This window comes from Streptomyces sp. NPDC002773, from assembly GCF_040295605.1.
GTDB lineage: Bacteria > Actinomycetota > Actinomycetes > Streptomycetales > Streptomycetaceae > Streptomyces.
Genome location: NZ_JBEOVO010000023.1, coordinates 100,825 through 114,750, shown reverse-complemented (window position 1 = coordinate 114,750; position 13,926 = coordinate 100,825). Strand labels below are relative to the sequence as shown.

Below are 13,926 nucleotides of genomic sequence, written 5' to 3'. Positions count from 1 at the left end.
TTCTTCGCCCTCACCGCCACCACCACCGTCCCCACCCAGCAGGGTCCGTCCAAGGAGACCGTCCGATGAGCTCGATCACCCTCGCCGTACGCGACACGTCGACCATGCTGCGGCGCAACCTCCTCCACGCCCGCCGCTACCCGTCCCTCACCCTCAACCTGCTGCTCACCCCGATCATGCTGCTGCTGCTCTTCGTCTACGTCTTCGGAGACGTCATGAGCGCGGGCATGGGCGGCGCCGACCGCTCCGCCTACATCGCCTACCTCGTCCCCGGCCTGCTCCTGATGACCATCGGCTCCACCACCATCGGCACCGCCGTCTCCGTCTCCAACGACATGACCGAGGGCATCATCGCCCGCTTCCGCACCATGGCGATCCACCGCGGATCCGTCATCACCGGCCACGTCATCGGCAGCGTGCTCCAGTCCGTGATCAGCGTGGTCCTCGTCGGCGCCGTCGGTGCCGCCATCGGCTTCCGCTCCACCGACGCCACCGCCCTCGAATGGCTCGCCGCCCTCGGGCTCCTCACCCTCTTCGCCCTCGCCCTGACCTGGATAGCCGTCGGCATGGGCATGGTCAGCCCCAACGCCGAGGCCGCCAGCAACAACGCGGTGCCGCTGATCTTCCTGCCGCTGATCTCCAGCGCCTTCGTCCCCATCGACGCGATGCCGGGCTGGTTCCAGCCCATCGCCGAGTACCAGCCCTTCACCCCCGCCATCGAGACCCTCCGCGGCCTCCTCCTCGGCACCGAGATCGGCCACAACGGCTGGCTCGCCCTCGGCTGGTGCCTCGCCCTCACCGCCCTCGGCTACTTCTGGTCCAAGGCCGTCTACAACCGCGACCCCAAGTAGCCGGAACCCCCGCCCCACGCATGAGGGCGGCGTCCCCCGACAGATGTCGGGGCACGCCGCCCTCTCCGCGTTCCCTGGGACGCGGCCAGAAGCAGCTCGCCGGCCGGTCAGTCTCCCCGAGTCGGTTTCCCGAGTCAGTTCCCGGAGATCGAGGCCAGGTACGCGCCCGTCTTCTCGGGGTCGTAGAAGAAGTTCTCGAAGTCGGCCGGGTCGTTGAAGCCGTTCGCGAAGCGGTCGGCGGCCGGCTGGAGCTGGCCGGCCGCGCCGAGCAGGTTCAGGACGTGCTCCGGCGGCGGGGCCAGCATCGCGTTCGTCCACTTGGTGACGTGCTGGGCCGTCTGCCAGTAGCGGTCGAAGGTGCCCCGCATCCACTCCTCGTCGAAGGGCTGCTCACCGCGCTCGACGATGGCGGCGAGGTACGCGGCGGCGCACTTGGACGCCGAGTTGGAGCCCTGGCCGGTGATCGGGTCGTTGGCGACGACGACGTCGGCGACACCGAGGACCAGACCGCCGCCGGGGAGCCGGCCGATCGGGTTGCGGACCGTCGGGGCGTACCGGCCGGCGAGGGTGCCGCCCGCGTCGGTCAGCTCGACCTTGGTGGCCCGCGCGTACTCCCAGGGCGTGAACTTCTCCATCAGCTCCAGCGTCAGGGAGAGGTGCTCCGCCGGGTCCTTGACGCCCTGGAAGGCGTCGAGCGGGCCGCCGGGGACGCCCTCCCAGAAGAGGATGTCGGCGCGGCCGCCGGTCGTCAGGGTCGGCATGACGAAGAGTTCGCCGACGCCCGGGACGACGTTGCAGCGGACCGCGTCGAAGTCCGGGTGCTCGGGGCGGGGGCCGAGACCGTGGACGTACGCGACGGCCAGCGCGCGCTGCGGTTCGCTGTACGGCGAGCGGGACGCGTCCCGGCCGAACATCGAGACCAGCTCGCCCTTGCCCGCCGCGACCAGCACCAGGTCGTAGCTGCGGGAGAAGTAGTCGAGGTCGCCGACGGCGGCGCCGTGTATCACCAGCTGGCCGCCGCGCTGGGCGAAGGTCTCCATCCAGCCGGCCATCTTGACCCGCTGGTCGACGGACTGGGCGTACCCGTCGAGCCGGCCGACCCAGTCGATCACCCGGCTGGAGTCGGGGCCCGCGACGGAGACGCCCACGCCCTCGATACGGGGGGCCTGGGACTCCCAGAAGTCGAGGCCGAGGTCCCGCTCGTGCTGGAGCGCGGTGTCGAACATGCACTGGGTGGACATGACCCGGCCGGACCGGATCTCGTCCGCGGTCCGGTTCGACATGAGGGTGACCTCGTACCCCCCGGACTGGAGTCCGAGGGCGAGCTGCAGACCGGACTGGCCGGCGCCGACTATGAGTATCTTCCGCATGGGTGGTGCTCCTGGCGTGACGGGTCGTGACGGGGAGAGCTATTCGGGGGTGGCTTCGAGCGCGTGCGCGACCGTCGCGAGCAGGCTCTCGACGACGCTGTACCGCTTCCGCGCGTCCATGATCACCACGGGTACGTGCGGGGGCACGGTCAGGGCCTCCCTGACGTCCTCCGCCTCGAACAGCTCGGTGCCCTCGAAGTGGTTGACGGCCACGATGTACGGGAGTCCGCAGCTCTCGAAGTAGTCGAGGGCCGGGAAGCAGTCCGTGAGCCGGCGGGTGTCGGCGAGCACGATCGCGCCGATCGCCCCGCGCACCAGGTCGTCCCACATGAACCAGAAGCGCTGCTGTCCCGGCGTACCGAAGACGTACAGCACCAGGTCGTTGTCGAGCGTGATCCGGCCGAAGTCCATCGCCACCGTGGTGGTGAGCTTGTCCGGGGTGGCGGTGAGGTCGTCGGTGTCCTCGCTCGCCCGGGTCATCAGCGCCTCGGTCTGGAGCGGGGTGATCTCCGAGACCGCGCGGACGAAGGTGGTCTTGCCGACGCCGAAGCCGCCCGCGACGACTATCTTCGTCGCGATCGGGGCGCGGGTGTGGTCGAGCTGCCAGTCCTGCGCGCCGTCCTCGGCCGTGGGGCCGTCGGTATCCCGTTGGAAGAGGTCGACCTGGGGCTGCGCGGGGATGGCGGCCGCCGCCGTCGGCGTATCGGAGACGGCGGAGGCGTCAGAGACGACGGAGTCCACTCAGCACCCTTTCGAGGAGCGCGCGGTCGGGCTGCCCGGTGCCGTGACCGGTCCCGTACACACGGATCTTTCCCTGGTCGGCCAGGTCGCTGAGCAGCACCCTGACGACTCCCAGCGGCATCTTCAGAAGCGCCGAGATCTCCGCGACGGTCCGCATGCGGCGGCAGAGCTCGACGATGGCCCGCATCTCCGGCATCAGACCGCGGGCGCCGGGCCCGCCGTCCGTCAGGACCTTGCGCACGGCGGGCGCTTCGAGCGCCGCCACGAAGGTCTCGACGAGCAGGACGTGGCCGAAGCGGGTACGACCGCCGGTCAGCGAGTACGGGCGTACGCGCGCGGGGCGCCGCCCGTCTCCGCGTACCGGCAGGCGATGGGCGTGGAACGCCGGGGATGCTGACGTCACTGGGTGCTCTCCATCGATTTGCGCAGCTCACTGCGGACTTCGGGGGTGAGTACGTGACCGGCGCGGCCCACGAAGAGCGCCATGTGGTACGCGACGACGCTCATGTCGCAGTCGGGCGTGGCGTGCACGCCGAGCAGCGAGCCGTCGCTGATCGACATGACGAAGACGCTGCCCTCCTCCATCGCCACCATGGTCTGCTTGACCCCGCCGCCGTCCATCAGCCGGGCCGCGCCGATGGTCAGGCTGCCGATGCCGGAGACGATGGTGGCCAGGTCGGCGCTGGAGCCGCGCGGTCCGTCGGGACGGCCGGCGTCGGCGGCGGCCGTCGTGCTCTGCTGGATGGCCGGGTCGGACGAGAGCAGCAGCAGGCCGTCGGAGGACACGACGGCCACCGAGCGGACCCCGGGTACCTCCTCCACCAGGTTCCCCAGCAGCCATTGCAGGTTGCGGGCTTCCGTGCTCAGTCCGAACGTTCCCGTCGCAGTCAACTGCGTGCCTCCTCGACTGTGTCCCCCGTCATCTCCTCTGTACGTGCAGGCTTTACGTCTTCTATCCGCGCCGGGTCCAGTTCCGCCTCGACGTCACGGCGTCCTGCCTCGGCGCCCTTGTGGAAGCCGCCGAGCCGGCGGCGCAGGGCCTCCGCGTCCACGCCGCCCTGGCGGGGCGCGGTGGCGGGGCCGGCCGGGCGGACCACCTGGGGGGTGCGCTTGGGCAGGCCCTTGTCCGTGACCCGCTCCCACGGGGCGGAGCGGGGGCCGGGAACCGGCTGGTCGGTGACCGGCTGGTCGGTGACCGGCTCCGGGTCGGGCTCGGCCGGGACCTGGGGCTCGGCGTGTACGGGCTCCGCGTGTACGGGCTCGGCGTACGCGTCGGGGTCGGCGGCGCGCTCGTGGGTGTCCGGCTCCGGCGGCGGGTCGGGCAGCCGGACCTGGAGCGTGGTCTCGGAGACGGACTCCCCGAGGCGGACGGGCTCTTCGGGTACGGTCCCGGGCTCGTCGTACGCGGGCTCTTCGGGGGCGGTCCCGGCCTCGTACGGAGCTTCCGGTGCCGGCTCCGGCTCCCGCTGCTCCTTCGCCGCGTTCACCTCCGCCGCCAGGAACGCCCGCTCCGCCGCCTCCACGAGCGGGTCCACCAGCGGTTCGCGGTTCCGGGACGGCAGGGCGTTGGAGTTGGCCTCCGCGGCCGAGCCGGGCAGCTGGAGCGCGGGCGCCGCGCCAGCCACCCGTACGGGCTCCGTCACGGTGGTCGGCGGGGCGGTGGGCAGCAGGGGCTCCGGCAGGACCACGACCGCCGCCGTGCCGCCCGGCCTCTGCTCCCGCAGCTCGACGCGGACGCCGTGGCGGGCGGCGAGCAGGGCGATGACCCGCATGCCGAGGCCCTCGCCCTCGAAGGCGGCCGGGTCGGCGTCGGCCAGGCGCGCGTTCAGCTCGGCGAGGCGGGACGCCGTCATGCCGATGCCCGCGTCCTGCACGGAGAGCATCACCTCGCCGGACTCCAGGAGCCAGCCGGAGAGCTGGACCTCGGCGTCGGGCGGCGAGAAGGAGGTCGCGTTCTCCAGGAGTTCCGCGATCAGGTGGCTCAGGTCGTCCGCGGCGAAGCCGGCGATCTGGGCGTGCGGCGGCAGGGACTGGATGGTGACCCGCTCGTACCGCTCGATCTCGCTGACGGCGGCGCGCAGCACGTCGACGAGCGGGACGGGCCCGGCGTGGCCGTGGACGTGCTCGTGTCCGGCGAGGACGAGGAGGTTCTCGCTGTGGCGGCGCATGACGGTCGCCATGTGGTCGAGCTTGAAGAGGGTCGCGAGTCGGTCCGGGTCCTGCTCGCGCTCCTCCAGCTTCTCGATGACGCCGAGCTGCCGCTCGACGAGCCCGAGGCTGCGCAGCGAGAGGTTGACGAAGGTGTGGTGGACGGTACTCCTGAGCCGTTCGAGGTCGGCGGTGAGGAGCGCGACCCGGCCCTGGAGTTCGGCGCGCTGGGTGGCGAGTTCGGCGCCGAGGGCTTCCTTGGCGGCGGCGAGGTCGGCCTGTCCCTCGGTGAGCCGCTCGGTGTGCGCGGCGAGGCCGGAGAGCTTGCCGTGCAGGGTGTTGAGGGAGCGGACGACCTGGGCGAACTCGTCGTTGCGGCCGGTGAAGCGGACCGGCTCCTCGGCGTGCGGCGCGGGGGCGCCGGCGAGCCGGGCGGCGCCGAGACGGAGTACGGCGAGCGGCCGGGTGAGGGTGCGGGCGACGTAGGTGGAGATGCCGATCGCGAGGAGCAGGCAGCCGCCGAGGAAGGCGATGCGCAGTTCGAGGGCGGTGACGTCGTCGTCGCGGAGCGCGCCGAGCTGTTCGACCCGCTCGGCGGCGAGGGCGGACTCGACGCCCCGCATCTGCTCGATGCGGGCGGAGAGGGCGGCTTCCAAGCCGGCCCGGTCGGTCGCGCGCTCGGTCTCCGTCAGCCGGGGCTGGTCGGTGAGGGAGGCGAGGGAACGCTCCGCGCTCTTGACGTCCGGTCCCGCGACGGTGGCGGCGAGGGAGTCGCGGGCGGCGGAGCCCGCGGCCTGGTCGAAGTCGCCGAGGGCGGCGAGTTCGCGGACCCGGGCCTGCTGGGCGGCGGCGGTGAGGATGTCGCGGGCGCGGTCGGCCTCGGCGGTGCCCTCGGGCACCTCGGGGACGTAGGTGTCGGTCTCGGGGTCGTAGACGACGTCCCCGGTGGGCTCGGGCCGCGGTACGGAGAGCGCGGCGAGCAGCAGGCCGCGGGTGGCGGAGGCCTGTTCGACGGCGCGGCCGAGGGCGGCGGGGGCGCGGGTGGTCTCGGTGAGCGCGGTGTCGGCGGCGCGGGGCGGGGTCTGGTCGGCCAGTTCGTCGGCGAGGGCCTGGAGCTTGGTGATGACCTCCGAGTACGCCCGGTGGGCCTCCAGGGCCGTGCCCTTGCCGGTGAGGGCGGCGCGGCGGACGGAGGGGACGCCCGCGAGGTCGCGGCGGAGCTCGGCGGACGCGGCGGGGCGGATCTCGTCGATCTGCCGGTCGACGCGGGTGGAGCGGGTGCTGGTGACCTGGCGCTTGTCCTTGGCGTCGCCGCTCTGGGCGTCGCGGCCCGCGGCGATGAACGCGACGACCTCGTCGCGCTCGTCGGCGAGCGAGTGGGCCAGGGTGACGGCCTGCCGGTCGAGTTCGGCGAGGGTGACCAGGCTCTGGGAGTCGGTGAGCGTGGTGGAGGCGGCGAGGACCGCGGGGGCTCCGGCGGCGAGGACCGTGATGCCGACGAGGGCGACACCGGCGACCAGGCGGTTGCGGACGCGCTTGGGGCGGCCGGCGGGGGCGCTGCCCGTGGGGGTGCCGGTGGGGGCGCCGGTCGTCGCTCCGGGCGCGGTGGTGCCCCCGGCGGGCGCCGTCGCGGCACCGTCGTCCGGGGTCGGAGTCACACCGGGGGTCTGGCTCCGCGCGCCGTTCTTGCTCCGAGGCCGCTTCATCTGCACCGGTGCTCGCATTCTTGACTCGTCCGCCCACAAAGCAGAGGTGACGGCCGGTCACATGGAGCGCCCCCACCCCTGGTACGGCTTCCGACCATTCCAGCGCTTCTGGGAAGGGGGCGCGCATCGGCCGCTCCGCCACCCGAACGAGTGAACAACACTCCTGAGTTGGCGAACAACTTCTCCGGGCGGGGTCCGAGGCCCCCGACGGGCCCCCGGTTGGATCTTCCGCGCGGGCTTTGGCAGGATGCCCGCCCGCAGCTCCTCGGAGGGGGCCGTTCCGCCTCTCGGGCCGCGTCCGCCAGGTTGGTACAGGCCTTTTCCGGTCATTTGCAGGTCCGGTGAAGGAGTACGCCGGGCAGTTCGCCGGGCCGGGCACACTGGTCGCCATGCGCAGCGATGTCGCCTCCCTCCCCGGCACCCCCGAACGCCCCAACGAGGACTGGGTGGCCGCCGTCCTGCCCGCCTCGGGCAGCGGCGGAACCGTGGTCCTCCTCGACGGCGTCACACCCCCCGTCGGTGATGTCGGTTGTGTGCACACCGTGCCGTGGTTCACCGCGCGGCTGGGCGGGGCTTTGACCGAACTGTCCGCTTCCCGCCCGGACATGCCCTTGTCCGGGATCCTGTCGCGGGCAATCCGGCGCACCGCGGACGCCCACCGCGACACCTGTGACCTTTCTCACGTACGTACGCCCCAGGCGACGGTGGTCCTCGCCCGCTGGGGCGAGACCTCGGTCGAACACCTCGTCCTCTCCGACTCCGCCCTTCTCCTGGAATCACCGGACGGGACGGTACGGGCGGTGCTCGACGACCGGCTCGACCGGGTGCCGGACGAGATCCTGCGGTCCCGGGCGGCCACGGACCGGCTCCGGAACCAGGAGGGCGGCTTCTTCACCGCGGCGGCCGATCCGGCGGTCGCGGAGCGGGCGGCGACCGGGACGACCCCGCGCGCGGAGGTACGGTCCCTGGCCGCGCTCACGGACGGGGCGAGCCGCTGGGTGGACCTGTTCGCCGAGGGCACCTGGGCGGACTGCTTCGGCGTCCTGCGCGAGGAGGGCCCGCTCGGCCTGCTGCACCGGGTGCGGGCCCTGGAGACGGCGGCGGGGCGGACGGGCGGGGTGCCTCGCGGGAAACTCCACGACGACGCGACCGCTGCCTACGTGGAACTGCCCAACCTCTGAGCGTCAGCCCTCGAACCGGACGTTGAAGTGGTTCAGGAGGCGGGCGAGTTCGGCGACCTCCGCGCGGTCCCAGTCGGCGAGCTTGCGGACGTACCGCTCGCGCCGGGCGTCCCGTACGTGCCGGAAGCGGTTCCGGCCCTCCTCGGTGAGCCGGACCAGGGAGGCGCGGCCGTCGGCGGGGTCGGGGTCGCGGGCGACGAGCCCGAGGTCCTCGAGGGCCCGGAGCTGCCGGCTCATCGTCGCCTTGCCGACCCCGAAGTACCCGGCGAGCTCGGTGGCCCGCTGCGGCCCGGCGTCGTCGAGCCGTACGAACAGCCCGTAGGCGGCGGGCTCCAGCTCGGGGTGGACCTCGCGGGCCATCTCACCGGACTGGGCGCGGGCCCGGCGCAGGAAGACGGCCAGCTCGCGCTCGAGCGCGAGGAAGACCCGGTCGACGGCAGGCACCGTACCGCCGGGCGGCGGCGGGACCCGGCCTTCACTTCCCGTACCGCTTCCGTGCACGTCAGCACCTCCCACGCGTTCTCCGGCGACCCTCCGGCAGCTTTCCGGCCGCTGAAAGTTTCTTCCGGCCGAGGCCATCGCCGCAGCTCCTTCAGAGTTTCGCAGGCGTAGACCAACGGCGGTGCCCGGGCCCCCTTCCGCGTGCCGGGTCTACGTGCGTAGCGTCGTCCCCGGCAGCCATCCCTGACATGTTCACACCAGGGGCCGCCGACCTCGCTCCCCCCACCGATCCTTTCGGAGGCACGGAATGCGTGCGCACAGACCCGGAACGACCCTCGCCGGCGCCGCCCTCGCGGCGCTGGCCCTCCTTCTCCCCCTCGCCGGGCCCGCCGGCGCCGCCCAGGACCCGGGCGCCCACCAGGTGCCCGCGCGGGGCTCCGCCAGCATGGGCATGGGCGTGCTCAAGCACGACGGGCGCGACGGCGCGCCCGGCGGCATATCGATCCAGGCCACCCAGACGGAGGGCGTGGACGTCTCCAGCCACCAGGGAAACGTCGCCTGGTCCACGCTGTGGAACAGCGGCGTCAAGTGGGCCTACGTCAAGGCGACGGAGGGCACCTACTACAAGAACACCTACTTCAACCAGCAGTACACCGGTTCGTACAACGTCGGCATGATCCGCGGCACGTACCACTTCGCCACCCCGGACACGACGACCGGCGCGGCCCAGGCCGACTACTTCGTCAACAACGGCGGCGGCTGGTCGAAGGACGGCAGGACGCTGCCGGGCGTGCTCGACATCGAGTGGAACCCGTACGGGGCGACCTGCTACGGCAAGACCCAGGCCGGGATGGTGGCCTGGATCCGTGACTTCGTGAACCGCTACAAGTACCGGACCGGCCGGGACGCCGTGATCTACACGGCCACGAGCTGGTGGACCCAGTGCACCGGCAACTACGCGGGCTTCGGGTCGACCAACCCGCTGTGGGTCGCGCGGTACGCCTCCACGGTGGGCGAACTCCCCGCCGGTTGGCAGTACTACACGATGTGGCAGTACACCTCGTCCGGCCCGACGGTCGGCGACCACAACCACTTCAACGGTGATCTGTCGCGCGTGCAGGCGCTCGCGAACGGCTGACATCACCGTCCAAGCACGGCGGTCCCCGGGTGTGCGGTGCGGCACCCCGGGGGCCGCCGCCGCTTTTTCCGTACACCCCCTTGCCCATTGGTATGGACCAATGCGAGGCTCTACGGCGGATCGCACGGGATTCAACTTCCGTACGTCCAGCGCGCGTTGCTCGTCCCGTCCTCCCCACGCACGAGAGAGAGCCCCCGCATGCCGTCCTCCCGCCGCACCGCCGCCGGCGTCGCCGCCCTGTCCGCCGCAGCCGCACTCGTCAGCCTCACCCCCACCACCGCGAGCGCCCACGGAGCCGTCTTCAACCCCGTCAGCAGGGTGGCCGCCTGCTACGCCGAAGGCCCCGAGACGCCCAGGTCGCAGGTGTGCAAGGACCTCGTCGCCGACTCCGGCACCCAGCCGCTCTACGACTGGAACGAGGTCAACATCGCGAACGCCGCCGGGCAGCACCAGGCCCTCATCCCCGACGGCAAGCTCTGCTCGGCGAACCGCGAGAAGTACCGGGCCCTGGACTGGGCGCGCACCGACTGGCCGGCGACGGCGGTCGCCGCGGGCTCCTTCGACTTCAAGGTCCGGGTCACGGCCGCCCACTCCGGCACCATGACCGTCTACGTCACCAAGCCGGGCTTCGACCCCACGCAGCCCCTGAAGTGGTCGGACCTGGACCAGACCCCCGTCGCCGTGTACAACACCACCCGCACCGCCACCGACGGCTACTACACCTTCACCGGCAACCTGCCCGCCCGTACCGGCCGCCACATCGTCTACAAGGTGTGGCAGCGCCACGACAGCCCCGAGGCCTTCTACAGCTGCTCGGACGTCACCTTCGGCGGCCCGGCGGCACAGCCCGAGGCGCAGACCCAGGCACAGCCCAAGGCCCAGGCCGAGGCGCAGACCCACGCACAGACCCAGCCTCAGGCCGAGGCCCCGACCGAGGCGAAGATCGCGGCGGGTGCGGCGCTGTCCACCGTGAGCCACGCGGGCCACGGCGGCGACGAGCAGGCGCCGGCCCTCTCCACCGACGCCGCCGCGGCCCCGTCCTCACCGCTCCCCCTGGCCCTCGCGGGCGCGGGCGGTCTCGCCGTCTTCGCGGCGGGCAGCCTGCTGCTCGGCCGCCGCCGTAACCCGTCCGCCTCCTAGGAGCCGGACGCCTTGACCGGGAAGAGGGCGGTGAGCCGGGGTATCGCCTCCCCCTCCGGGCGGGACCCGCGGGGCTCGTCGTCCTCTTCCCACTCCGCCGAGAGCTCGTCCGCGAGCTCTTCGGCCGCCTCCTCCACCGCGTCGAGGAACTCCTCGCCGTCGTCGTCCTCCTGGCCGGTCAGCTCGTCGAACGCGTCCTGGGCGACGTAGTCGAGCTCCTCCCACTCCGGCCACTCGTCGTCGCCCCACTCGTTCCGGTGGCGCCCCGCGAGGGCCCGTATCCCGGGCAGGTCGGCCAGCGCGTCCGGATCGGCGACGACCGACTCGTACACCTTGCGTCCCTGACCCACCAGCCACAGCGTGAAGTAGTGGAAGCCGTCGTCGGTGCAGGCGCCGCCCTCGACCCGGTTCGCCGCCCGCCACACCGCGCGCGTGTCGGCGGTCCCGCACGCGTCCTCGAGCCGCACCTGGAAGACCACGCTCTCGGTCGCCGGTCGCCGGAGCAGCTCCGCCCGCAGCCACTCCAGCCGCTCGTCCCGGTCACCGGGTCGGCGGCTCAACTCGTCGATGAGAGCCCAGAAGGCGTCGTCGTTCATGCATACGAGCATGCCAGCCCCGACTGACATCCGGGTGGCCAATTACTTCCGGGTACGCGTCTCCCCCGGCACGCCGGAGCGGGGCGTCCGCGAAGGACGTCCCGCTCCGGCGCCGGGGAGCCGTCCGGTCAGGCCGCGACCCCCACCGGCACCGCCGCCGGTGTCAGGGCGATCTCCAGGACCTGGCGGACGTCCGTCACCGGGTGGACCTCCAGCTTCTCCAGGATCTCGGCCGGGACGTCGTCCAGGTCGGCCTCGTTCCGCTTGGGGATCACGACCGTCGTGATGCCCGCCCGGTGCGCGGCGAGCAGCTTCTGCTTCACCCCGCCGATCGGCAGGACCCGGCCGGTGAGGGAGACCTCGCCGGTCATGGCCACGTCCGTGCGGACCTGTCGGCCGCTCAGGAGCGAGGCGAGTGCGGTCGTCATGGTGACGCCCGCGCTCGGCCCGTCCTTGGGGACCGCGCCCGCCGGGAAGTGGATGTGCACGCCCCGGTCCTTCAGGCCGGTGACGGGCAGCTCCAGTTCGGCGCCGTGCGAGCGGAGGAAGGAGAGCGCGATCTGCGCCGACTCCTTCATCACGTCGCCCAGCTGGCCGGTGAGGGTGAGGCCCGCGGCGCCGGTCTCCGGGTCGGCGAGGGACGCCTCGACGAAGAGGACGTCACCGCCCGCGCCGGTCACGGCGAGCCCGGTGGCGACGCCCGGCACGGCGGTGCGGCGCTCGGCCGGGTCCTGGGCCGACTCGGGCACGTGGTGCGGTCGTCCGATGAGGTCCCGCAGGTCGTCCGGGGTGACCGTGAACGGCAGCTTCCGGTCGCCCAGTTCCGCCTGGGCCGCGACCTTGCGGAGCAGCCGGGAGACGGCCCGCTCCAGGGTGCGGACGCCCGCCTCGCGGGTGTACTCGCCGGCCAGCTTGCGCAGGCTCGCGTCCTCCAGGACGACCTCGCCGGGTTCGAGGCCGGCCCGCTCCAGCTGCCTGGGCAGCAGGTGGTCGCGGGCGATGACGACCTTCTCGTCCTCCGTGTAGCCGTCGAGCCTGACCAGTTCCATGCGGTCGAGGAGGGCTTCCGGGATGGCTTCGAGGACGTTGGCCGTGGCGAGGAACACGACGTCGGAGAGGTCGAGCTCGACCTCCAGGTAGTGGTCGCGGAAGGTGTGGTTCTGCGCCGGGTCGAGGACTTCGAGGAGCGCCGCCGCGGGGTCGCCGCGGAAGTCGGAGCCGACCTTGTCGATCTCGTCGAGCAGGACCACCGGGTTCATGGACCCGGCTTCCTTGATGGCGCGGACGATCCGGCCGGGGAGGGCGCCGACGTAGGTCCTGCGGTGGCCGCGGATCTCCGCCTCGTCCCGTACGCCGCCGAGGGCGACCCGGACGAACTCGCGTCCCATCGCGTGCGCGACGGACTCGCCGAGGGAGGTCTTGCCGACGCCGGGCGGGCCGACGAGGGCGAGTACGGCTCCGCCGCGGCGGCCGCCGACGACGCCGAGGCCGCGCTCGGAGCGCCGCTTGCGGACGGCCAGGTACTCGGTGATCCGTTCCTTCACGTCGTCCAGGCCCGCGTGCTCGGCGTCGAGGACGGCGCGGGCGCCGCGGATGTCGAACCGGTCCTCCGTCCGCTCGTTCCAGGGGAGTTCGAGGACGGTGTCCAGCCAGGTGCGGATCCAGGAGCCCTCGGGGGACTGGTCGCTGGACCGCTCCAGCTTCTCGACCTCCTTGAGGGCCGCTTCGCGGACCTTCTCGGGCAGGTCGGCCGCCTCCACGCGGGCGCGGTAGTCGTCGGACTCGTCGCCCTCCGCCTCGCCGTTGAGGTCGCGGAGTTCCTTGCGGACGGCTTCGAGCTGGCGGCGGAGCAGGAACTCGCGCTGCTGCTTGTCGACGCCCTCCTGGACGTCCTTGGCGATGGTCTCGGCGACGTCCTGCTCGGCGAGGTGCTCGCGGAGCTGGGCGGTGGCGAGCTTGAGGCGGGCGACCGGGTCGGCGGTCTCCAGGAGGGCGACCTTCTGCTCGACGGTGAGGAAGGGCGAGTAGCCGGAGTTGTCGGCGAGGGCGCCGACGCCGTCGATCTGCTGGACGCGGTCGACGACCTGCCAGGCGCCGCGCTTCTTGAGCCAGCTGGTGGCGAGTGCCTTGTACTCCTTGACCAGGTCGGTGACCTGACCGGGCAGCGGGTCGGGCAGGGTCTCCTCGACGGTGCCGCCCTCGACCCACAGCGCCGCGCCGGGCCCGGTCGTACCGGCGCCGATGCGGACGCGGCCGAGGGCGCGGATCAGCGCGCCGGGGTCGCCGTCGGAGAGCCGGCCGACCTGCTCGACGGTGCCCAGGACGCCGGTCGCGGCGTAGGTCCCGTCGACGCGCGGCACGAGCAGGACCCGCGGCTTGCCCCCGCCGGGCCGGGCGGCGGCCTGGGCGGCCTCGACGGCGGCCCGTACGTCGTTGTCGGAGAGGTCCAGCGGCACCACCATTCCGGGCAGCACGACCTCGTCGTCGAGCGGCAGGACGGGCAGAGTGAGCGGCACGGACGCCTTGGACTCAGAAGCCATGATCTCCCCTTCGGCAGTCAAGTTGAGCTATGCCGACTCAATGCATGTGAGCCCCTGGATGTTCCCGGACGCTC

The 13,926-nt window shown here is 72.6% G+C and carries 12 protein-coding genes; 4 read left to right on the top strand and 8 right to left on the bottom strand.

The window, feature by feature from the left end; genetic code table 11:
• The first annotated feature begins 65 nt into the window (after positions 1 to 65).
• Positions 66 to 851 (top strand): ABC transporter permease, encoded by a 786-nt coding sequence (locus tag ABT034_RS25225; protein ID WP_351218907.1) that lies wholly within the window; start codon positions 66 to 68, stop codon positions 849 to 851.
• A 134-nt stretch (positions 852 to 985) separates the two neighbouring features.
• Here ABT034_RS25225 and ABT034_RS25220 read toward each other — a convergent pair whose 3' ends face one another.
• Genes ABT034_RS25220 through ABT034_RS25200 form a run of 5 tightly spaced genes read right to left on the bottom strand, consistent with a single transcriptional unit; the run spans position 986 to position 6,822 of the window.
• The gene (locus tag ABT034_RS25220) at positions 986 to 2,221 is read right to left on the bottom strand and encodes a styrene monooxygenase/indole monooxygenase family protein (protein ID WP_351218905.1); all 1,236 of its coding nucleotides are present in this window, start codon (positions 2,219 to 2,221) and stop codon (positions 986 to 988) included.
• A 39-nt stretch (positions 2,222 to 2,260) separates the two neighbouring features.
• Positions 2,261 to 2,962 (bottom strand): GTP-binding protein, encoded by a 702-nt coding sequence (locus ABT034_RS25215; RefSeq protein WP_502973045.1) that lies wholly within the window; start codon positions 2,960 to 2,962, stop codon positions 2,261 to 2,263.
• Positions 2,943 to 3,365, bottom strand: coding sequence for a DUF742 domain-containing protein (locus tag ABT034_RS25210; RefSeq protein WP_351218903.1), 423 nt, complete (start codon positions 3,363 to 3,365; stop codon positions 2,943 to 2,945). The genes ABT034_RS25215 and ABT034_RS25210 overlap by 20 nt, the downstream gene beginning before the upstream one ends.
• Positions 3,362 to 3,853, bottom strand: a complete 492-nt coding sequence (locus ABT034_RS25205; RefSeq protein ID WP_351218901.1) for a roadblock/LC7 domain-containing protein — start codon at positions 3,851 to 3,853, stop codon at positions 3,362 to 3,364. The genes ABT034_RS25210 and ABT034_RS25205 overlap by 4 nt, the downstream gene beginning before the upstream one ends.
• Positions 3,850 to 6,822, bottom strand: a complete 2,973-nt coding sequence (locus ABT034_RS25200) for a sensor histidine kinase (RefSeq protein ID WP_502973049.1) — start codon at positions 6,820 to 6,822, stop codon at positions 3,850 to 3,852. The genes ABT034_RS25205 and ABT034_RS25200 overlap by 4 nt, the downstream gene beginning before the upstream one ends.
• Positions 6,823 to 7,205: 383 nt before the next feature.
• On the opposite strand from ABT034_RS25200, the gene ABT034_RS25195 reads away from it, so the two are divergent.
• A complete protein-coding gene (locus ABT034_RS25195; protein WP_351218897.1) occupies positions 7,206 to 7,997 on the top strand; it encodes a hypothetical protein in 792 nt (263 codons plus the stop codon).
• A 3-nt stretch (positions 7,998 to 8,000) separates the two neighbouring features.
• Here the strand turns inward: ABT034_RS25195 and ABT034_RS25190 are convergent, their stop codons facing one another.
• The gene (locus tag ABT034_RS25190) at positions 8,001 to 8,498 is read right to left on the bottom strand and encodes a MarR family winged helix-turn-helix transcriptional regulator (RefSeq protein ID WP_502973048.1); all 498 of its coding nucleotides are present in this window, start codon (positions 8,496 to 8,498) and stop codon (positions 8,001 to 8,003) included.
• A gap of 247 nt (positions 8,499 to 8,745) precedes the next feature.
• Between ABT034_RS25190 and ABT034_RS25185 the strand changes: the two genes are divergently transcribed.
• Complete coding sequence (locus ABT034_RS25185) at positions 8,746 to 9,576, top strand: lysozyme (RefSeq protein WP_351218895.1); 831 nt, start codon at positions 8,746 to 8,748, stop codon at positions 9,574 to 9,576.
• A 198-nt stretch (positions 9,577 to 9,774) separates the two neighbouring features.
• On the top strand, positions 9,775 to 10,716 hold the full coding sequence (locus ABT034_RS25180; RefSeq protein WP_351218893.1) for a lytic polysaccharide monooxygenase auxiliary activity family 9 protein: 942 nt from the start codon (positions 9,775 to 9,777) through the stop codon (positions 10,714 to 10,716).
• On the opposite strand, the gene ABT034_RS25175 is transcribed toward ABT034_RS25180, so the two are convergent.
• Entirely contained in the window at positions 10,713 to 11,312 is a 600-nt protein-coding gene (locus ABT034_RS25175) for a DUF4240 domain-containing protein (protein ID WP_351218891.1), read from the bottom strand. The two genes, ABT034_RS25180 and ABT034_RS25175, sit on opposite strands and share 4 nt — an antisense overlap.
• Before the next feature lie 128 nt (positions 11,313 to 11,440).
• Positions 11,441 to 13,852 (bottom strand): endopeptidase La, encoded by a 2,412-nt coding sequence (gene lon, locus ABT034_RS25170; RefSeq protein ID WP_351218889.1) that lies wholly within the window; start codon positions 13,850 to 13,852, stop codon positions 11,441 to 11,443.
• Between the last annotated feature and the right edge of the window lie 74 nt (positions 13,853 to 13,926).